This is a genomic window from Microbispora sp. GKU 823 (assembly GCF_002027145.1).
GTDB classification, from domain to species: domain Bacteria; phylum Actinomycetota; class Actinomycetes; order Streptosporangiales; family Streptosporangiaceae; genus Microbispora; species Microbispora siamensis.
On sequence record NZ_MWJN01000063.1, the window covers coordinates 1 to 19,729 of the forward strand.

The window sequence follows — 19,729 nt, forward strand, 5'->3', positions numbered from 1 at the left end:
TGCATGATTCATGCACTGGCTTTTAGCACACTGTTGAGTTCTCAAGAAACGGACGCGACCACCATCACCCGAAACCCTCAAGAAGGTCCCACGCTCCGGGGCGTTTCACCGTTCGTTTTTGTTTTGTCTTGCTGGTCTTAATTCTTCCCGACGCTCTTCCGTGTCAAATCCGCCCCACCGGGACTTACTTGACCCGAAACCCGCCGACCGACAGGAATTCGACCCCCCGTTTCCGGGGCAACCCCTCTAACTTACCTGATCCCCGAAAGCCCGTCGAATCGTGACGAGGCATCCCGAGATCGGGTCCGATGAGAAGGAGTTGCTGAGAGCCTAGCAGCCGATCCCCGGAGGGGGGTTCAGGCTCGCCGGTCCTCAGCGCGTGCAGAAAGACTAGCACCCGTCCGGAGGGGCTGCGCACAACTTGGGCAACTTTGTGGTCCTGCCCTGTCTTCAGGGCCCTCAAACCTCTCCCGCCACAAAGCTTCCGGATGCCTGTGCGCCCTCGTCGTGACGAGGGCGCACAGGACGACGCCCTAGGTCGGCAGGGCTGCGAGCTGGGCTTCGAGACGAGAGATGTCCTCGGCGGCCTGCTCGGCCCGCCGGCGCACCTTCGCCACGACGTCCTCGGGCGCCTTGGACATGAACTGCTCGTTGCCGAGCTTCGCCGTGACCTGCGCCTGCTCCTTGCGTGCCGCCGCCAGGTCCTTCTCCAGCCGCTTCCGCTCGGCCACGACGTCGATGGCACCGGCCGTGTCGATCTCCACGAGCACGGTGCCGACGGTGAGCCGGGCTGTCGGGTTGAACGTGTCCGCGGGATCGTCCAGACGCAGCAGGACGCGGATCGCGCCCTCGTGGGCGGCGAGAGCCGTACCGGACAGGGACAGTCGCGCGGCCACCCGCTGGCCGGGCTTCAGTCCCTGATCCGAGCGGAACCTGCGCACCTCCGTCACGAGGTCCTGCAGTGACGCGATCTCCTGCTCGGCCTCGGGGTCGAGCAGTCCGGGCACGGCCGAGGGCCAGGGAGCGACCACGATCGACTCCCCACCGGTCAGAGCCCGCCACAGCTCCTCCGTCACGAACGGCACGAGCGGGTGGAGCAGCCGGAGCAGTGCGTCGAGGACATGCCCCAGCACCCGCTTGGTGTTCTCGGCCACCGCGCCGCCCTCGGCGAACTGGACCTTGGCCAGTTCGACGTACCAGTCGAAGACCTCGTCCCAGGCGAAGTGGTAGAGGGCGTCGGAGGCCTTGGCGAACTCGAACTCCTCGAAGGCCGCGTCGACACTCGTGACGACCTCCTGCAGGCGCGACAGGATCCACCGGTCGGCCGCGGTGAGGTCTTCCGGCAGGCCGTCGGAGACGGCGCCGTTCATCAAGGCGAAGCGGGTGGCGTTCCAGATCTTGTTGCAGAAGTTGCGGGATCCGGCCGCCCAGTCCTCGCTGATCGCCACGTCGGAGCCGGGGTTGGCACCGCGCAGGAGCGTGAAGCGCGTGGCGTCCGCACCGTAACGCTCGATCCAGTCGAGGGGGTCGACGACGTTGCCGAACGACTTCGACATCTTCTTGCCGAACTGGTCGCGCACCATGCCGTGCAGCGCCACGGTGCGGAACGGCGGCTGGCCGTCCATCGCGTACAGCCCGAACATCATCATCCGGGCGACCCAGAAGAACAGGATGTCGTAGCCGGTGACGAGCACGGTCGTCGGATAGAAGCGCGCCAGATCGGGCGTGGCGTCCGGCCAGCCCAGCGTGGAGAACGGCCAGAGCCCAGAAGAGAACCACGTGTCGAGGACGTCCTGGTCCTGCTCGTAACCCGCCGGCGGCTCCTCGTCGGGCCCCACGCAGATCATGTCACCGTCCGGGCCGTACCAGACGGGGATCCGGTGTCCCCACCACAGCTGGCGCGAGATGCACCAGTCGTGCATGTCGTCGACCCAGTCGAAGTAGCGCTTGGCCAGCTCCGGCGGGTGGATGCGGGTGCGGCCGTCACGCACCGCGTCACCGGCGGCCTTGGCCAGCGGTGTGACGTTGACGAACCACTGCAGCGACAGCCGCGGCTCGACCACGGTCTTGCAGCGGGAGCAGTGCCCGACGGAGTGCACGTACGGACGCTTCTCCGCGACGATGCGGCCCTGCTCGCGCAGCGCGGCGACCACGGCGGGCCGCGCCTCGAACCGGTCGAGCCCCTGGAAGGGCCCGTGGGCGGTGATGACGCCGCGCTCGTCCATGACGACGAGAGACTCCAGCGAGTGGCGCCGCCCGATCTCGAAGTCGTTCGGGTCGTGCGCGGGGGTGACCTTCACCGCGCCGGTGCCGAAGGAGGGGTCCACGTGCTCGTCCGCGACGATCGGGATGCGCCGCCCGGTGAGCGGGACCTCGACATACTTGCCGACCAGGTGCGCATAACGCTCGTCGGCGGGGTGGACGGCGACCGCGGTGTCGCCCAGCATGGTCTCGGCGCGGGTGGTGGCGACGATGATCTCCTCGTCGCCCGAGCCGTAGCGGATCGAGACGAGCTCGCCGTCGTCGTCGCTGTGCTCGACCTCGATGTCGGACAGGGCGGTCAGGCAGCGGGGGCACCAGTTGATGATCCGCTCTGCGCGGTAGATGAGCCCGTCGTCGAACAGCTTCTTGAAGATCGTCTGGACGGCCCGGGAGAGCCCCTCATCCATGGTGAAGCGCTCGCGGGACCAGTCCACGCCGTCGCCGAGCTTCTTCATCTGGCCGAGGATCCGGCCGCCGGACTCCTCCTTCCACTGCCAGACACGCTCGACGAACGCCTCACGGCCGAAGTCGTGGCGCGACAGGCCTTCCTTGGCGATCTCGCGCTCCACGACGTTCTGCGTGGCGATGCCGGCGTGGTCCATGCCGGGGAGCCACAGTGTCTCCATGCCCCGCATCCGGGCCCGCCGGGTGAGCGCGTCCTGGATCGAGTGGTCGAGGGCGTGGCCCACGTGGAGCGACCCGGTCACGTTGGGCGGGGGAAGCACGATGCTGTACGGCTCGCGCCCGCTGCCCGGGTCCGCGGTGAAGTAGCCCGCCGATACCCAGCGCTCGTAGCTCCGGGTCTCGACATCGGCGGGGGCGTACTGGGTGGGCAGCTCAGACGTAGTCACGGTGCCCAATTCTAGGGACGTCCGGACGCCACCCGAGCCGTCGCCGCACGCCCTGTGGACAACGTGCCGGCGAAGGCCCGCGTCAGGCCGACTTCTCCCTCGGGGTCCGCTGCTGCTTGGCCTGCAGCTGGTCGCGTGGCACCAGGGTCGGATTCACGTGCTCCAGCACGGCCTCGCGGGTGATGACGACACGGGCCACGTCCTGGCGGGAGGGCACCTCGTACATCACGGACTGGAGGACTTCCTCCATGATGGCGCGCAACCCGCGGGCGCCGGTGCCACGCAGGATGGCCTGGTCGGCGATGGCCTCCAGCGCGTCGTCGGAGAACTCCAGCTCGACGTTGTCCAGTTCGAGCAGGCGCCGGTACTGCTTGACGAGCGCGTTGCGCGGCTCGGTGAGGATCTGGATCAGCGCGTCCCTGTCGAGGTTGTGCACCGACGTGATCACCGGGAGCCGCCCGACGAACTCGGGGATCATGCCGAACTTCAGGAGGTCTTCCGGCATGACGTCGGAGAAGATGTCGGAGGAGTCCATCTCCTCCTTCGAGTGGATGATCGCGTTGAAGCCGATGCCCTTCCTGCCGACCCTCGACTCGATGATCTTCTCGAGGCCGGCGAAGGCACCGCCGCAGATGAACAGCACGTTGGTGGTGTCGATCTGGATGAACTCCTGGTGGGGGTGCTTGCGACCGCCCTGCGGGGGCACGCTCGCCGTGGTCCCCTCCAGGATCTTCAGCAGGGCCTGCTGCACGCCCTCGCCCGACACGTCCCGCGTGATCGACGGGTTCTCACTCTTCCGAGCGATCTTGTCGACCTCGTCGATGTAGATGATGCCGGTCTCGGCCTTCTTGACGTCGTAGTCGGCGGCCTGGATCAGCTTGAGGAGGATGTTCTCCACGTCCTCGCCGACGTAGCCGGCCTCGGTCAGCGCGGTCGCGTCCGCGATGGCGAACGGCACGTTGAGCATCTTGGCGAGGGTCTGCGCGAGCAGGGTCTTGCCCGAGCCTGTGGGGCCGAGCAGCAGGATGTTGGACTTGGCCAGCTCCAGGCCGTCGTCACGGCCCCGCTCCCCCGACTGGACGCGCTTGTAGTGGTTGTAGACCGCCACCGACAGCGCCTTCTTCGCCTTGTCCTGCCCGATGACGTACGCGTCGAGGAACTCGTAGATCTCGCGCGGCTTGGGGAGGTTGTCCCACTTGAGCTCGGAGGACTCGGACAGCTCCTCCTCGATGATCTCGTTGCAGAGATCGATGCACTCATCGCAGATGTAGACGCCTGGTCCGGCGATGAGCTTCTTGACCTGCTTCTGGCTCTTGCCGCAGAACGAGCACTTCAGCAGGTCTCCCCCGTCGCCGATGCGTGCCACCCCAGATACTCCTTTGCGTGGGACCGCCCCTGCCGCCGCGGTCGCTTCCGTCCGCACCCTGCTCGCGTTCCGGGCTCATGATCCTGGGCCATGATCCGGGGATCGCGATCCGGTGCGAAAACGTCATCCCGCTCAGGTTTCGACGTTACCGTCTCTCGGGCCCTCAGTGAGCCCCCTAGCGGTGAGTCGCACCGGAACGTGCCCAAATGGGCACCGTTCCGGTGCGGCAACTCCCTCAGGAAGCGGCGACCGCCGCCGCGCGCTTCTTCCGCGACGGGATGATGTCGTCCACCAGCCCGTACGCCTTCGCCTCCTCGGCGCTGAGGATCTTGTCACGCTCGATGTCCTTGCGGACCTCGTCGGCCGACTTGCCCGAGTGCTTCGCCACGATCTCCTCGAGCAGCGACCTCATCCGCAGGATCTCACGAGCCTGGATCTCGATGTCACTGCCCTGGCCGCCGCCCTCGGTGTAGGGCTGGTGGATCAGCACGCGGGCGTTGGGCAGTGCGAACCGCTTGCCCGGCGTGCCGCCGGCCAGCAGGACCGCCGCGGCCGAGGCCGCCTGCCCAAGGCAGACCGTCTGGATCTCGGGCCGGACGAACTGCATGGTGTCGTAGATCGCGGTCATCGCGGTGAACGAGCCGCCCGGCGAGTTGATGTACATGCTGATGTCGCGGTCCGGGTCCAGCGACTCCAGCGTCAGCAGCTGCGCCATCACGTCGTTCGCCGAAGCGTCGTCGATCTGGACGCCGAGGAAGATGATGCGGTCCTCGAACAGCTTGTTGTAGGGGTTCATCTCCTTGACGCCGTACGACGTGCGCTCGACGAAGGAGGGAAGGACGTAGCGGCCGTTGATGTCACCCGGCCGGATCAGCTCACTCATCTGGGAAGCTCCAGTCACGAGACGGCGCCCTCGGAGGGCACCTGGCGGGCGCTGCGCACCACGTGGTCGATGAAGCCGTAGTCCTTGGCCTCCTCGGCCGTGAACCAGCGGTCCCGGTCGGAGTCGCGCTCGATCTGGTCGAGCGGCTGGCCGGTGTGGAAAGCGATCCGCTCCGCGAGCGTCTTCTTCACGTAGAGCATCTGCTCGGCCTGGATCGCGATGTCGGCCGCGGTGCCGCCGATGCCGCCCGACGGCTGGTGCATCATGATCCGGGCGTGCGGGAGCGCGTACCGCTTGCCCCGGGCACCGGCGCAGAGCAGGAACTGCCCCATGGAGGCGGCCAAGCCCATGGCGACCGTGCAGACGTCGTTCGGCACGTACTCCATCATGTCGTAAATCGCCATGCCGGCGGTCACCGAGCCACCGGGGGAGTTGATGTACATCCAGATGTCGCGGTCCGGGTCATCGGCGGCGAGGAGCAGGAGCTCAGCGGCCAGCCGGTTGGCCACCTCGTCGTTGACCTGGGTGCCGAGCACCACGATCCGCTCGCGCAGCAGGCGCTGGTAGAGCTGGTCCTCGAGGCGGGAGGGGCCACCCTCCGGGCTCCGGGCCTCGAAGCCGGAACCACCGGTCGGGAAGAAGGTCGGCGGGCTGGTCACAGCGTCACCTTCCGATGCGTCGTAATCGATTGGCTTTGCTTGTGACCTTAACGCGCGACGCAGACAGGTCATGCCCGTGCGCCGTACTGTTCGCTGACGGCGCATGCCCGGCCCGCGGCGGGACGCCGAGCCGCATCGCCCGTGTTTACCGCCCTGGCCGCGCGGGCAGGGACGTACGGATCTCAGCCGTACGATTGCTCCCCGACACGCGGTAAGAAACAAATTTGCAGGGATTTGCCCGAATATAACCGGAAACCCCCGGCGCACCCGAGTGCGACGGGGGTTTCACCGTTACCGCCAAGCCACACCGGCCGGCCTCCCGGCCGGTCGGCGGCGGAAAGTCAGGCGAGAGCCGACGGAATCAGCCTTCCTTGGCCTCGTCGGCGGGCTCCCCGGCGCCCGCCTCCTCCACGCCCACGGCCTCCTGCTCAGGGTTGAGCTCGGCGTAGATGGCCTTGATGTCCACCTCGTTGCCGGCCGTGTCGGTCACCTTGGCCGCGTCGCCGATGAGCGTCTTGGCCTTCTCGCGCACGATCTCCATCATCGCCAGCGGGAGCTGGTTGTTGTCGGCGAGGTGCTGGGCCAGCGTGTTCGGCGCGACGCCCATCTGCATGGCGCGGCGCACCACGAAGTCGGTCAGCTCCTGCTCGCTGACGCCGATCTCCTCCGCCTTGACGATCTTGTCGAGCACGAAGCCGGACTTCAGCGCCTTGGCCGCGGTCGCCTCGTACTCGGCGAACAGCTCCTCCTCGGTGGTCTGCTGGAGGCGGAGGTAGGCCTCGCGGCTCAGGCCGCTCTCGGCGACCTGGTGCTCGAGGTTGTGCTTGCGCGCGTCGATCTCCGCCTGGAGCGCGCTCTCGGGCAGCGGGATGTCGATCCTCTCGAGCAGCGCCTCGAGGGCCTTCTCGCGGCTCTGCACGACCTGGTCCACCAGCTTGTTGCGGCGAACCTGCTCACGGATGCTGTCCTTGAGCTCGTCGAGCGTGTCGAACTCGCTGGCGAGCTGCGCGAACTCGTCGTCCAGCTCGGGCAGCACCTTCTCCTTGACCGACTTGACGTTGATGATCACGTCGGCCTCCTCGCCGGCGTTCTCACCGCCGACGAGCGTGGTGCGGAAGGTCTTCTCGTCGCCGGCGGCCATGCCCTGCAGCGCGTCGTCCAGGCCCTGCAGGACCGAGCCCGCGCCGACCTCGTACGACACGTCGGCGGCCTGCTGCTCGTCGAGGTTGCGGCCGTCGATCTCGGCGCGCAGGTCCATGACGACGTAGTCGCCGTTCTGGGCCGGCCGCTCGACGCCGGTCAGCGTCGCGAAGCGCTGGCGCAGGGCCTCGAGCTGGGCGGTGATGTCCTCGTCGGTCACCTCGGCGGGGTCGACCACGATCTCGGCGCCCTGGTAGTCCGGGACGTCGAAGGCGGGGCGGATGTCCACCTCGGCGGTGAACTCGACCTGCTCGCCGTCCTCGATCTTGGTGACCTCGATCTCCGGCTGGCTGACCGGGAAGACCTCGGTCTCGTCAACGGCCTGGCCGTACAGCTTGGGCAGGGCGTCGTTCAGGGTCTCCTCGAGAACCACCGCGCGGCCGAAGCGCTGCTCGATGATCCGGGCCGGCACCTTGCCAGGACGGAAGCCGGGCACGCGCACCTGCTGCGCGACCTTCTTGTACGCGGCCTGCAGGCTCGGCTCGAGCTCCTTGAACGGCACCTCGACGGTGAGCTTGACCCGGGTAGGGCTGAGCTCCTCGACAGCGGTCTTCACGGGGTGGTCTCCTTGATCCAGCATCTGGTGATCGCGGGCACGTCGTGCACGGCAACCGCGGCACAGTAACGCGCGCCGCGCCCACGTGAGAGGCGCAGGATCACCGTCTCGCCTGCACGCGACCTGTCCGGGCATGCTCGACTGTGGCGGGTGTCCAACGCCAAGGGCAGTCTAGAGCAGATGAGGCCCGGTAGCGACTGCTCAGAGGTCGGCCATGATCTGCCGCAGCAGGTCCACCGTCTCCGTTGGGGTTGTGCTGACCGCGCAGAGGCGTTCCATTACCTCGCTGTAGCGGTCGACCTCTTCTCGTTTGTCCAGGTAAAGCGCGCTGGCGAGCTGCTCGACGTACACGATGTCGGGCAGGTCGGGATCGGCGAACCGCAGGATGCTGAAGGCACCGCCCTCGGCGGCGTGTCCGCCGTAGCTGAACGGGATGACCTGGATCGTCACGTTGGGCTGGTTCATCAGGTCGATGAGGTGCTGGATCTGACCCCGCATGACCTCGACGCCGCCGATCGGGCGGCGCAGCGCGGCCTCGTCGATCACGGCCCAGAACTTGGGGCTGTTCTCTCCGTCGAGGATGCGCTGGCGTTCCAGCCGCAGGTCCACCCGCCTGGCGATCTCCTCCGGCGCCGCGCCTACCGCGCCCGCCATGATGACGGCCCGCGCGTACTCCTTCGTCTGCAGCAAGCCGGGGACGAACTGCACCTCATAGGTGCGGATGCGCTCGGCGGCCTCCTCCAGGCCGACGTACGCCTGGAACCACGAGGGCAGCAGGTCGTTGAACCTGTGCCACCACCCGGGCTCGTTGGCCCGTTCGACCAGGTTCATCACGACATCGCGCGTCTCCTCGTCCTCCACCCCGTAGAGGGCGAGAAGGTCGACGACGTCGCGCTCCTTGAATCCGACCCGGCCCAGCTCCATCCGGCTGATCTTCGACTCGGACGCCCGGATGCACTGGCCGGCCTGGTCACGACTGATGCCCTTGCTCTCACGGAGCTTGCGGAGCTGAGAACCGAGAAGGATGCGCAGAGCCGTCGGACCCGATCCAGCCTGGATCTGTATCACGGCGCCTCCCTCTCACCTCGGCCCTGTGTGCCGCCAAGGGACGACCCGCACGACACCCCCAGCCCACACAGTGTCACCACTTCGGGCCCCGATGACAAGGTCTGATCTACGTGTCCCTGACGGTTAGCACTACCGCAATGTGCGTCTGCACATGACAATTGCACGTGCATTTGGGTCTTGCAGCGGCAGGAGGCGCTGATCCATCATGTCTAGGTGCATATTGGGCCAAAATGTGCACCAGTCCTCGATTCAGGCCAGCGGGAGGTACGGGCAACCATGTCGGACGAGCCCAAACCCGGCGGCCAGCTGACCCGCGACGTGGGATTCGGCTGGTTCCGGAGGGTGGCAGGGGCGTCCGATACGACGATGTGCCCCCTGGCCCCGCAGGCCGACTCCGTCAAGACCGCTCGTGACGTCACGCGGACGACCCTGCAAGAGTGGGGCCTGTCGGAACTCAGCGACGACGCGGCACTGGTCGTGAGCGAACTGGTGACGAACGCGGTCCGTTACGCTCTGTATCCCGCGAACCGCGCCGGCGACCGGCCGATAACGCTGACGCTTCTGCGCATCGCCCCGCACGTGCTGCTCGCCGTCTCGGATCCGAGTGACCAGGCGCCGTCGCCCGTGCAGCCCGACTTCGTCTCGGAGCACGGACGCGGCCTTTACATCGTCGAGACCTACAGTCAGGCGTGGGGCTGGGACGCGCTGGACGAGGGCGGCAAGGCCGTCTGGGCCCTCTTCCGCACCGGCGACTGACGATCCCGCGACCGCTCCCGCGAACGGGCGGGAGGGAAGATCCTGGTTCTCCCGGCTCACCTCCGGCCAGGACTATTGTCGCGCGCATGGTCGAACACGATGCCCTCAATGTCACCCGCGAGGCTTACGACGCCGCCGCCTCCACCTATGCGCAGCTGTTCCGCGACTCGCTGCGTGACAGCCCCCTGGACCGCGCGATCTTGGGTGTCTTCGCCGAGGTCGTAAGTGCGAGTGGGGACGGTCGGGTCGCGGACCTGGGGTGTGGGCCTGGCCATGTCACCGCTTATCTAGACGAACTGGGACTGGCGGCGTTCGGGGTTGACGCCTCTCCTGAGATGATCAGGTTGGCTCGACAGGCCTATCCGGGCCTGCGGTTCGACGTGGGCTCGATGGCCGCGTTGAACATCGCTGACGGCGTCCTGGGCGGCGTACTCTCACGTTGGTCCATCATCCACACTCCGCCGCAGGAACTCCCCGTCATCCTGGCGGAGTTCCATCGTGTGCTGGCACCTGGCGGCCACCTTCTGATCGGCTTTTCGGCAACCGACGATTCGTCTCACCCGACGCAGGTCTTCGATCACGCAGTCGCGCTGGCCTATCGGTGGTGGCCTGATCACCTCGCCGCGATGCTGCGCGAGTCCGGGTTGCCCGAGGTGGCTCGGATGGTTCGCGAGCCCCAGCCCACCGACCGACGGCAGTTCAAGGAGATTCACCTGCTCGCCCGCAAAGCCTAGGCAGAAAGATAAAGGCCCAGAGTCGGGAGCACTCCCCGACCTGGGCCTTCGCACTGAGAGCGGACGACGGGAATCGAACCCGCGTAGCCAGTTTGGAAGAGTTCGGATCACCACGGCTCGGCCTGCTTCGGTGCTGGTCAAGGGCCATTTCCGGGTGTCCGCTCACACCTTCGACTCCCCCTGATTCCCCGCTTATGACTGGCACGCTTGTGGCACGGTATGGATCATGCAGGAGACTCGTACATATCTGATCAGGCCAGAGGACGGGCCGGAATGGATCCCCATACACGCGCGAGATCTTGCGCGCGTCCTCACCCCTGACGGGTGGGAGGCTTCCCTCGTGGACGGCTGGGGCGATCACCGGATTCGGGTGCGAGACGCTGACGTCTCCTTCTCGGCCGAGGACGTCGGCTGGCAGGTGTCCATCGAGGGGGACCTCCCTGCAAACGTCGCCGATGATCTTGTGGACGTCGTAACGCGGCAGATAACGGCACACGCTGGCCTGTCAGCCGTTTGGGTGCTGCTCAGCAAGTAGGCGCGGCCCGCACGCTTCACCCCTTCCTGATCTTCCCGTCTGCCTCGACCCATCGCGAAGCGACAGCGGGCCGGCCTCCGTCGTACGCATCTCGACCTGGAGGCGGGCGTGGTCCGAGTCGTGGGAGCACTGGCCGAACTCGACGGCGGCAAGCTGCTCGACGCACACCCAGGTTGCGCGCCGGTCGTCGGGTTGTCGCCATCCCTCCGGAACTCCTCCCCCAGCTTCGGGAGCATGTCGAGCGCTACTCGGATAAAGCGGCGGACGGCTGGGTCTTCATCGGCCCCAAGGGCGCTCGCCTCCGGCGCTCCAGCTTCCGCCGGACCTGGAACAAGACCCGTACGGCGGTCGGCCTTCCGGATCTCCACTGTCACGACCTACGGCACGTCTGGAACACGCTGACGGCTGCCAACGGTGCCAGCCTCAAGGAGCCGATGGCGCACATGGGGTCACTTGTCCACTCGGGCGGCCTTGATTTACCTGCACGCCCCGCGGGATCGTGATCATGGCATCGGAAACATTGTCCTGGGATTACAAAGGCCAGGCTCCCCGTACGGGGTGACCTGGCCTTTCGCACTGAGAGCGGACGACGGGAATCGAACCCGCGTAGCCAGTTTGGAAGACTGGGGCTCTACCATTGAGCTACGTCCGCGCGCGCCCGGTGTCCATCTGGTCTAGACTTCATCCGGTCGTCAGGGCGTAAGCGTACCGGAGTCTCGGACCGCTCGCGTACCCGACGAGACGGGGCGTGGCGCAGCTTGGTAGCGCGCTTGCTTTGGGAGCAAGAAGTCGCAGGTTCAAATCCTGTCGCCCCGACCAGCGCTCAGCACTACGAAGGCCGCTTCCGATCGTCGGAGGCGGCCTTGTCCGTCCCTTGGGTGACCGACTGAGTGACCACGGCTCCGCCAGTCAGCAGTACGGCAGCGGCCCGGCACGTTTCTATAACCTGTTCTCGCCGTACCCCCGGAACCCTGAGGAGCATCATGGGCGACCTGGTCCTCGTCGACCGGCCCTCCGAGGCCGTCGCGGTCGTGACGCTGAACCGTCCGCGCAAGTACAACGCGATCTCCAAGGCGCTGCTCGAAGAGTTCCACGACACGCTCAAGCGGCTCGCGGAGGAGCCGGACCTGCGCGCGATGGTCCTCACCGGGGCCGACCCCGCCTTCTGCGCCGGTCTGGACCTCGGCGAGCTGGAAGCGGGGGTGAAGATCGGCCATCCCGACTCCATCCTCCCGCTGCGGCACTTCCCGGTGCCCGTCATCGGGGCGGTCAACGGCGTGGCGGTGACGGGCGGCCTGGAGTTCGCGCTCGCCTGCGACTTCAGGATCGCCAGCGATCGGGCGCGGTTCGCCGACACCCACACCCGTGTCGGCATCGTGCCCTCCTGGGGCATGACGGCACGGCTCAGCCAGGCCGTCGGGCAGGCCTGGGCCCGGCAGATGACGTTCACCGGGGATTTCGTCGACGCTCCCCTGGCGCTGCGCATCGGCCTGGTGAACGAGGTCGTCGCGCACGAACGGCTGCTGCCCCGGGCCGTGGAGCTCGCGCAGAGCATCGCGACGACGACGCCGGAGACGCTGGGCAGAATCCGGGAGATCTACGACCTCCTGCGCGACGGCACCGGCGCCGACGGCCTCCGGGCCGAACTGGAGACCGGCCGGGACGGGCTCGCCATCGCCGGCCCCGAGGACTTCGCCGCCCGCAGGCGCGCCGTGTTCGACCGGGGCCGGGCGCAGGCCCGCTGAAAACTCACTCCTCCTCGACGTACGGATGGGTGAGGAACTCGATGGCGTGGCCGTCGGGGTCGTCCACGTACACCCCGCGGCCGTGGTGACGGTGGTTGATCTGCTGCGGCTCCTGGTGGCCGGGACCGCCCCAGTACGGCAGGCCCCGCTCCGCGATGCGGGCGCAGATGTCGTCGAACTCGTCCTCCGAGACGAGGAACGCCAGGTGCTGCATGACGATCCGGTCCCGGTCGACGATCGAGTCGGCGTAGTCGATCGTCACCCCGTTGCCGACCCGGACCGTGGCGAACGGCCCGAACGCGCCGGGCTCGGGCTCGCCGAGCAGCCCGGTCAGGAACCGGGCGGACTCGAAGCGGTCGCTGCTGTGCACGATCGTGTGATCCAGTTGAGCGGTCACGTCGCCCTCCAGGTTTCCTACGGTCCTCATCGAGCCAATACCGTGGACAGGTGATCGACAAGCACATCTCCCGCGTGCTCGGGCTGCTCGGGCAGGACGACACGCTCCGCGTCCTCGCCGGGCTGGTCCTGCGTCCCGGTGAGCCGCTCGACAAGGTCACCGGGCTCGACCAGGAAGCGGTGGCCAAGGCACTGGACCGGCTGGCCAGGGGCGGCCTCGCCGTACGGGACGAGGACAGCTGGCGGGCTCGGCCCGAGACCTTCCGCGAACTGCTGCGTACGATCCCCTCGACGCCGACGGACCCGATGGACGCGTTCCTGGTCGACGGGCGACTCGTCTCGATACCCGCGAAGAGGGCCAAACGGCTGATGGTACTCGACTACATCGCGCAGGTGTTCGAGGTGGGCGTGCGCTACCCGGAGAAGGAGGTCGACGTGGCGCTGCGGGCGTTCCACGACGACTACGCCGCCCTGCGCCGCTACCTGGTGGACGAGGGGTTCCTCACCCGGGAGGCCAACGTCTACTGGCGCTCGGGAGGAACCACCTGACGCAGCCGTCTGACCGGGTCCGGCCACATCGGCGGACGCCCTTTCCCGATGGGCCCCCGGCGCGGACACTGGGAGATATGGGCGAGCCGACCAGGGTCCTTCTCGACGAGTCCCGGATCCCCCGGAACTGGTACAACATCGTCCCTGATCTGCCCACGCCTCCCCCGCCGGTGCTCCACCCGGCGACGCTGCAACCGGTCGGCCCCGACGACCTCGCCCCGCTCTTCCCTGCGGCGCTGATCGAGCAGGAGGTGTCGGGTGAGCGATTCGTCCCGGTCCCTGACGGCGTCCTCGACGTCTACCGCCTCTGGCGGCCCACGCCGCTCATCCGCGCCCGGCGCCTCGAGCGCGTCCTCGGCACGCCCGCACGGATCTACTACAAGTACGAGGGCGGCAGCCCGTCGGGCTCGCACAAGCCCAACACGGCGGTCCCCCAGGCGTACTACAACGCGCGGGAGGGCGTGCGGAGGCTGACCACCGAGACCGGTGCGGGCCAGTGGGGCTCCGCCCTGGCGTTCGCGTGCGTCCAATACGGCCTGGCCTGCGAGGTCTGGATGGTCAGGGCGTCGTACGAGCAGAAGCCGTACCGCCGCACGCTGATGAAGGTCTACGGCGCGACCCTGCACGCGAGCCCGTCGGCGGTGACCACGGCGGGCAGCAGGATCCTGGCGGAGGACCCCCACTGCACGGGGTCGCTGGGCATCGCGATCAGCGAGGCGGTCGAGGTGGCCGGGCAGCACGACGACACGCGGTACGCCCTCGGCTCGGTGCTCAACCACGTCCTGCTGCACCAGACCGTGATCGGCGAGGAGGCGCTGGAGCAGCTGGCCGCCCTCGGCGAGACCCCGGACGTCGTGATCGGCTGCACCGGCGGCGGCTCCAACTTCGCGGGGCTGGCCTTCCCGTTCCTGCGCGAGAAACTGGCGGGGCGGATGAACCCGGTGTTGCGGAGCGTCGAGCCCGCCGCCTGCCCGTCCCTGACCCGGGGCGCCTACGCGTACGACTTCGGCGACACGGCGGGGTTCACGCCGCTGATGAAGATGCACACGCTGGGGCACACGTTCGTGCCCGACCCGATCCACGCGGGCGGGCTGCGCTACCACGGCATGTCGCCGCTGCTCTCGCACGTGTACGAGCTGGGCCTGGTGGAGGCCGTGGCCGTCACGCAGACCGAGTGCTTCGACGCGGGGATCCGCTTCGCCAGGGCCGAGGGGATCGTGCCGGCTCCCGAGCCCTCCCACGCGGTGGCCGCGACGATCGCGGAGGCGCTGCGGTGCGCCGAGTCGGGCGAGGAGAAGGTCATCGTGATGTCCCTGTGCGGGCACGGCCACTTCGACCTGCCCGCCTACGAGAGCCGACTCGCCGGCCGCCTGGAGGATTTCACTCTCCCGCAGGAGCGGATCGACGCGGCCCTCGCGCACCTGCCGACCGTCTGATGCGACGCATGCCCACCGTTACCCGTTTCGTCCCTTGACCGGCGGGTACGGCTGCGCCATCGCACCGTAATCCCGACCGGAGCACTCATGTCAAACGGCTGAAATGCGCGGTATCAGCTCCATACGATTCTGGAACACCATCCGCTCTCTCCGGAGAATTCGTTGAACCGGAACTGCGTTATCAAGGACCCCGCCCCGGGCAACCGGGCGCAGTGGCGCCGCAGCAGCGCCGCGTCCGCGCACGAGCGGCTGGCTTTCCTGAACGAGGCGAGCCGGCGGATCGGCAGCACGCTCGACTTATCCGAGACGAGCCGGGAGCTCGTCGACGTGGCGGTCCCCCGCTTCGCCGACGCCGCGGCCGTGATGGTGCAGGACCGCCTCATGGCGGACGGCGAGTTGTCCTCCCGGCCGGTGGACGGGACCACCCTCGTACGCCGGGTCGCCCTGGGCGTGGCCGGCGCCGACCCGGACTCCTGGGTGAAGGCGTTCCCCGTCGGCGAGGCGACGGTCTACCCGGCGATCCTCCCGCAGGCCCAGTGCATGGCCGGGGGCAAGCCGCTGATGTACCCGGCACTCGACAAGGAGAGCGCCCGGCTGATCGGCGCGAGCCTGGACCGGGAGGAGGCGGTCGCCTCGCTCCTGACCGACTCCTCGTTCCTCGCGGTCCCCCTGCGGGCGCGGGGACGGGTCCTCGGCTGCGTGATCTTCACCAGGCGCCCGGACAGCCTGCCGTTCGAGGAGCAGGACGTGGTGGTGGCCGAGGACCTGGCCGCCCGCACCGCCCTGTGCATCGACAACGCGCGGCTCTACACCAGGGAGCGCAGGACCGCGCTCACCCTGCAGAGCAGCCTGCTGCCCGTCGAACTGCCGCAGGCGCTCGGCATCGACATCGCCTCGCGCTACCTGCCGGCCAGCGACCTGATGGGCGTCGGGGGCGACTGGTACGACGTGATCGCCCTGCCCGGGTGCCGTACGGCCCTTGTGGTGGGCGACGTCATGGGCCACGGGACCAGGGCCGCGGCGACCATGGGCCAGCTCCGCACGGCCGCGCGTACGCTCGCGAGCCTCGACCTGCCGCCCGACGAGGTGCTGTTCCGGCTCAACCTGATGAGCCAGGACCTCGACCCCAGTCAGATCGCGACGTGCATCTACGCCGTCTACGACCCGGTGACGCGCACGTGCGCGCTCGCCCGCGCCGGGCACGTGCCGCCGATCCTGCTGCACCCCGACCGGTCGACCGAGATCATCGAGCTGCCGTCGGGCCTGCCTCTCGGCATCGGCAGCGACCCGCTGGAGTCGCGCGAGCTGGTCCTGCCGGCCGGGAGCGTGCTCGCCTTCTACACCGACGGCCTCGTGGAGAGCCGGGAGCGCGACCTGGACGCCGGGATCATGGGGCTGCGCCGCCTGCTCGCCGGTCCGGTCGAGGACCTGGAGGACATGTGCGACGTGATCATCAGCAGCCAGCGGTCGGGCCACGAACGTGACGACATCGCCCTGATGGTGGCCAGGGTGCGCGATCTCGACCCGGACGAGGTGGCGACCTGCCCGTTGCCGTCCGACCCGCGGTTCGTCTCGCACGCCCGCCGGTTCGTCCGCGGCACGTTGCAGAGGTGGGGGCTGGGCGGCCTCGTGGACAGCACCCAGCTCATCGTGAGCGAACTGGTCACCAACGCGCTCAAGCACGGCTGGCCGCCGATCGAGCTGCGCCTGCTGCGCGGCCGCACGCTGGTGGTCGAGGTCGTCGACGGCTCCCCCCGCCACTCCCGCCCCCGCGCACCGCCGCCCCCGACGAGGACACCGGCCGCGGTCTCCAGCTGATCAAGCGGTTCGCCTACCGCTGGGGCACCCGGCCCACGCCGTATGGAAAGATCGTCTGGGTCGAGCAGCACGTCCCTTGACCCGGGCGTTCCCTCCCCGGCGAGCGTGTATGACTGATCGTTGAGAAGAGTTACGTTCGAATGGGGAGTTCGTGGCGAGGAGGGGACATGATCGACATCCGTGACGCGTACCGCAGGGCGCTGGACGGTTTCGGGGACCGCCTCCATCTCGTCCGCCGCGGGCAGTGGGAGCTGCCGACCCCCTGCGTCGACTGGGACGTCCGGGGGCTCGTCAACCACGTCGTCGCCGAGAACCTGTGGGCCCCCGAACTGCTGTCCGGCCGTACGGTCGCCGAGGTGGGGGACGCCTTCGAGGGCGACGTGCTCGGCGACGACCCGCTCAAGGCGTTCGAGGCGTCCGCGCAGGGCGCCGTCCAGGCGGTGTACGCCGAGGGCGCCCTGACCAGCGTGACCCACCTGTCCTTCGGCGACGTGCCGGGCGAGGAGTACATCACCGAGCTGTTCGCGGACGCGCTGATCCACACCTGGGATCTGGCACGTGCCATCGGCGGGCCGGAACGGCTCGACCCCGAACTCGTCGCCTCCTGCTCCGAATGGTTCGAGAAGGCGCGGGAGGACTACCGCGAGGCGGGGGTCATCGGGGACGAGCGCGACGTTCCGGCCGGCGCCGACCAGCAGACTCATCTGCTCGCCGCCTGGGGCAGGAACCCCTAAGCCCTACCGTGCAGCACCTTCCGCGGGGCCTACCGGCCTGTGGGCCGCCTGCCGTGGTTGGCCTTCTTCTTCTTGCGTGCCTTCGACTTGCGTGCGCGCCTGCCCATCACGACCGCCTTCCGTCGGGTACGGCTTTCGCTCACTGTCCTCCCCCGGATCGCCGACGGCAAGTACCCGGACCCCAACTCAACATGTCTCCACGTACGTGAGGCATAATTTGTTTGAATCTGTTGACAGGAGTGGTGGATGCTGGCCCAGCAACGGCAGCAGGCGATCCTGGAGAGGGTACGCAGAACCGGCGGGGTGCGCGTCGCGCAGCTCGTACGCGACCTCGGGGTCTCGGACATGACGATCCGCCGCGACCTGGAGGTCCTCGCGGAGCGCGGCCTGATCGTCAAGGTGCACGGCGGGGCGACCGCCACCGGCACCGGCTCGACGGAGGAGCCGGGCTTCGCGGCCAAGTCGGTGCGGCAGCAGGCCGAGAAGGAGGCCATCGCCCGCCGGGCCGCCATGCTCGTACGGCCGGGCAGCTCCGTCGCCCTGTCGGCCGGGACCACGACCTGGACACTGGCCCACCACCTGGTGGACGTGCCCGAGCTGACCGTGATCACCAACTCCGTCCAGGTGGCCGACGTCTTCCACCGGGCGGGACGGCCCGACCAGACCGTGGTGCTGGTGGGAGGCGTGCGTACGCCCTCCGACGCGCTGGTCGGCCCGGTGGCCGTGGCGGCCGTCCGCTCCCTGAACGTCGACACGCTCATGCTCGGCGTGCACGGCATGAGCGTCCGCGCCGGTTACACCACGCCCAACCTGCTGGAGGCGGAGACCGACCGCGCCCTCATCGCGGCCGCCCAGCAGCTCGTGGTCCTGGCCGACCACACCAAGTGGGGGACGATCGGCATCAGCACGATCGCCGCCCTGGGCGAGGCCGGTGTGGTCGTGAGCGACGTCGGCCTGCCGGAGGAGGCGCGCGCCGCGCTGTCGGAGCACGCCGGCGAGCTCCTCCTCACCGATCCGTCCGGGGAGACCGAACTGGAGACCGCACTGTGACGCCGGACCTCTGGAAGCCCCCCGTGACCCGGGACACCGCACCGTGAAGCTGGAGACCGCTCTGTGAAGCGCACCATCACCCATCTCGCCGACGGCCGTGAGCTGATCTACTTCGACCGGCGTGACGACGCCGACCACAGCGCCACCGACAAAAGGGACCTGCCGCCGCGCCCGCTCGCCTCCGAGCTGCGCTACGACCCCCTGATGGACGAGTGGGTGGCCGTCGCCCGGCACCGCCAGACGCGCACCCACCTGCCGTCCGCCGAGGAGTGCCCGCTCTGCCCGGGGCATCCCGGCTCGGAGATCCCCTCGCCGTACGAGGTGGCGGTGTTCGAGAACCGCTTCCCGTCGTTCAGCTTCAACACCGGAGCGTACGAGCAGGTGGGCGGGCTCAGCGAGGTGCGGCCGGGGATCGGGCGCTGTGAGGTCGTCTGCTTCACCTCCGACCACGACGCGTCGTTCAGCTCGCTGAGCGACGAGCAGGCCGAACTGGTCGTCGAGGCCTGGGCCGACCGCACGGCCGAGCTGTCCTCGCTGCCCGGCGTGGAGCAGGTCTTCTGCTTCGAGAACCGCGGCGCCGAGATCGGCATCACGCTGCCGCACCCCCACGGGCAGATCTACGCCTATCCGTACGTCACGCCGCGTACCCGGCAGATGCTGGACGCCGCCGCCCGCCATCGGGGCGGCAACCTGTTCGCGGACGTCCTGGCCGCCGAGCGGAGGGGCCCCCGGGTGGTGGCCGCCAACGAGCACTGGACGGCCTTCGTCCCGGCCGCCGCGCGTTATCCGTTCGAGGTGCACGTCTACCCGCATCGTCAGGTGCCCGACATCCCCGCGCTGTCGCCCGAGGAACGGGCCGCGTTCGCGCCGCTCTACATCGAGGTGCTCCGCCGTCTGGACGGGCTGTTCGGCGTCGTGATGCCGTACGTCGCGGCCTGGCACCAGGCCCCGGTCACCTATCGGCGCGACCTCGCCTACCTCCACCTGCAGCTCTTCACGATCCGGCGGGCGCCGAACAAGCTGAAGTATCTCGCCGGATCGGAGTCGGCCATGGGCGCGTTCGTCAACGACGTGCTTCCGGAGGAGGCCGCCCGGATGCTACGCGAGGCGGTAACGGCTTGATCTCCGAAT

At 68.5% G+C, this 19,729-nt stretch carries 17 protein-coding genes and 2 tRNA genes; 11 read left to right on the forward strand and 8 right to left on the reverse strand.

Annotated elements, in window-relative coordinates:
• Positions 1 to 533: 533 nt before the first annotated feature.
• From B1L11_RS28110 to B1L11_RS28135, 6 genes are all read right to left on the reverse strand, one after another.
• Positions 534 to 3,122 (reverse strand): valine--tRNA ligase, encoded by a 2,589-nt coding sequence (locus B1L11_RS28110; protein ID WP_079317755.1) that lies wholly within the window; start codon positions 3,120 to 3,122, stop codon positions 534 to 536.
• Between the two features lie 73 nt (positions 3,123 to 3,195).
• The gene (gene clpX, locus B1L11_RS28115; RefSeq protein ID WP_079317756.1) at positions 3,196 to 4,479 is read right to left on the reverse strand and encodes an ATP-dependent Clp protease ATP-binding subunit ClpX; all 1,284 of its coding nucleotides are present in this window, start codon (positions 4,477 to 4,479) and stop codon (positions 3,196 to 3,198) included.
• Between the two features lie 235 nt (positions 4,480 to 4,714).
• Positions 4,715 to 5,362 (reverse strand): ATP-dependent Clp protease proteolytic subunit, encoded by a 648-nt coding sequence (locus B1L11_RS28120; protein WP_079317758.1) that lies wholly within the window; start codon positions 5,360 to 5,362, stop codon positions 4,715 to 4,717.
• Positions 5,363 to 5,376: 14 nt separating this feature from the next.
• Entirely contained in the window at positions 5,377 to 6,021 is a 645-nt protein-coding gene (locus B1L11_RS28125; protein WP_030509565.1) for a ClpP family protease, read from the reverse strand.
• 361 nt (positions 6,022 to 6,382) lie between these two features.
• Complete coding sequence (gene tig / locus B1L11_RS28130) at positions 6,383 to 7,777, reverse strand: trigger factor (protein ID WP_079317762.1); 1,395 nt, start codon at positions 7,775 to 7,777, stop codon at positions 6,383 to 6,385.
• 201 nt (positions 7,778 to 7,978) lie between these two features.
• Positions 7,979 to 8,845: a helix-turn-helix transcriptional regulator gene (locus B1L11_RS28135; RefSeq protein ID WP_079317764.1), complete on the reverse strand. Its 867-nt coding sequence runs from the start codon at positions 8,843 to 8,845 to the stop codon at positions 7,979 to 7,981.
• Positions 8,846 to 9,121: 276 nt separating this feature from the next.
• On the opposite strand from B1L11_RS28135, the gene B1L11_RS28140 reads away from it, so the two are divergent.
• The 3 genes from B1L11_RS28140 to B1L11_RS55225 all read left to right on the forward strand — a co-directional run bounded on the left by B1L11_RS28140 (position 9,122) and on the right by B1L11_RS55225 (position 11,373).
• A complete protein-coding gene (locus B1L11_RS28140; protein ID WP_079317766.1) occupies positions 9,122 to 9,601 on the forward strand; it encodes an ATP-binding protein in 480 nt (159 codons plus the stop codon).
• An 86-nt stretch (positions 9,602 to 9,687) separates the two neighbouring features.
• Entirely contained in the window at positions 9,688 to 10,335 is a 648-nt protein-coding gene (locus B1L11_RS28145; RefSeq protein WP_079317768.1) for a class I SAM-dependent methyltransferase, read from the forward strand.
• Positions 10,336 to 11,043: 708 nt separating this feature from the next.
• Positions 11,044 to 11,373, forward strand: a complete 330-nt coding sequence (locus B1L11_RS55225) for a tyrosine-type recombinase/integrase (protein ID WP_179155358.1) — start codon at positions 11,044 to 11,046, stop codon at positions 11,371 to 11,373.
• 78 nt (positions 11,374 to 11,451) lie between these two features.
• Here the strand turns inward: B1L11_RS55225 and B1L11_RS28160 are convergent.
• Positions 11,452 to 11,522 (reverse strand) — tRNA-Gly (locus B1L11_RS28160).
• A 90-nt stretch (positions 11,523 to 11,612) separates the two neighbouring features.
• Between B1L11_RS28160 and B1L11_RS28165 the strand changes: the two genes are divergently transcribed.
• Positions 11,613 to 11,689 (forward strand) — tRNA-Pro (locus B1L11_RS28165).
• A 164-nt stretch (positions 11,690 to 11,853) separates the two neighbouring features.
• On the forward strand, positions 11,854 to 12,615 hold the full coding sequence (locus tag B1L11_RS28170; RefSeq protein ID WP_079317774.1) for an enoyl-CoA hydratase: 762 nt from the start codon (positions 11,854 to 11,856) through the stop codon (positions 12,613 to 12,615).
• A gap of 4 nt (positions 12,616 to 12,619) precedes the next feature.
• Here the strand turns inward: B1L11_RS28170 and B1L11_RS28175 are convergent, their stop codons facing one another.
• The gene (locus tag B1L11_RS28175; protein ID WP_079317776.1) at positions 12,620 to 13,012 is read right to left on the reverse strand and encodes a VOC family protein; all 393 of its coding nucleotides are present in this window, start codon (positions 13,010 to 13,012) and stop codon (positions 12,620 to 12,622) included.
• 50 nt (positions 13,013 to 13,062) lie between these two features.
• On the opposite strand from B1L11_RS28175, the gene B1L11_RS28180 reads away from it, so the two are divergent.
• The 6 genes from B1L11_RS28180 (at position 13,063) to galT (ending at position 19,720) form a co-directional block, all read left to right on the forward strand.
• Positions 13,063 to 13,560, forward strand: a complete 498-nt coding sequence (locus B1L11_RS28180; protein WP_079317791.1) for a DUF2087 domain-containing protein — start codon at positions 13,063 to 13,065, stop codon at positions 13,558 to 13,560.
• A gap of 77 nt (positions 13,561 to 13,637) precedes the next feature.
• On the forward strand, positions 13,638 to 14,996 hold the full coding sequence (locus B1L11_RS28185) for a TrpB-like pyridoxal phosphate-dependent enzyme (RefSeq protein WP_079317793.1): 1,359 nt from the start codon (positions 13,638 to 13,640) through the stop codon (positions 14,994 to 14,996).
• Between the two features lie 162 nt (positions 14,997 to 15,158).
• A complete protein-coding gene (locus B1L11_RS28190; protein WP_218671359.1) occupies positions 15,159 to 16,814 on the forward strand; it encodes a SpoIIE family protein phosphatase in 1,656 nt (551 codons plus the stop codon).
• 167 nt (positions 16,815 to 16,981) lie between these two features.
• The gene (locus B1L11_RS28195; RefSeq protein ID WP_079317795.1) at positions 16,982 to 17,548 is read left to right on the forward strand and encodes a TIGR03086 family metal-binding protein; all 567 of its coding nucleotides are present in this window, start codon (positions 16,982 to 16,984) and stop codon (positions 17,546 to 17,548) included.
• Between the two features lie 246 nt (positions 17,549 to 17,794).
• Positions 17,795 to 18,598 (forward strand): DeoR/GlpR family DNA-binding transcription regulator, encoded by an 804-nt coding sequence (locus tag B1L11_RS28200; RefSeq protein WP_079317797.1) that lies wholly within the window; start codon positions 17,795 to 17,797, stop codon positions 18,596 to 18,598.
• Between the two features lie 63 nt (positions 18,599 to 18,661).
• Positions 18,662 to 19,720 carry a galactose-1-phosphate uridylyltransferase gene (gene galT, locus B1L11_RS28205; RefSeq protein WP_079317799.1) on the forward strand — a complete coding sequence of 353 codons (1,059 nt, stop codon included), beginning with the start codon at positions 18,662 to 18,664 and terminating at the stop codon, positions 19,718 to 19,720.
• Positions 19,721 to 19,729: the final 9 nt, after the last annotated feature.

What these genes read in the sequence shown, in the direction of transcription:
- B1L11_RS28120 (WP_079317758.1), bottom strand. Translation starts at nt 5,362, where the DNA reads ATGAGTGAGCTGATCCGGCCGGGTGACATCAACGGCCGCTACGTCCTT.
- B1L11_RS28140 (WP_079317766.1), top strand. Translation starts at nt 9,122, where the DNA reads ATGTCGGACGAGCCCAAACCCGGCGGCCAGCTGACCCGCGACGTGGGA.
- B1L11_RS28145 (WP_079317768.1), top strand. Translation starts at nt 9,688, where the DNA reads ATGGTCGAACACGATGCCCTCAATGTCACCCGCGAGGCTTACGACGCC.
- B1L11_RS28170 (WP_079317774.1), top strand. Translation starts at nt 11,854, where the DNA reads ATGGGCGACCTGGTCCTCGTCGACCGGCCCTCCGAGGCCGTCGCGGTC.
- B1L11_RS28185 (WP_079317793.1), top strand. Translation starts at nt 13,638, where the DNA reads ATGGGCGAGCCGACCAGGGTCCTTCTCGACGAGTCCCGGATCCCCCGG.
- B1L11_RS28195 (WP_079317795.1), top strand. Translation starts at nt 16,982, where the DNA reads ATGATCGACATCCGTGACGCGTACCGCAGGGCGCTGGACGGTTTCGGG.
- B1L11_RS28200 (WP_079317797.1), top strand. Translation starts at nt 17,795, where the DNA reads ATGCTGGCCCAGCAACGGCAGCAGGCGATCCTGGAGAGGGTACGCAGA.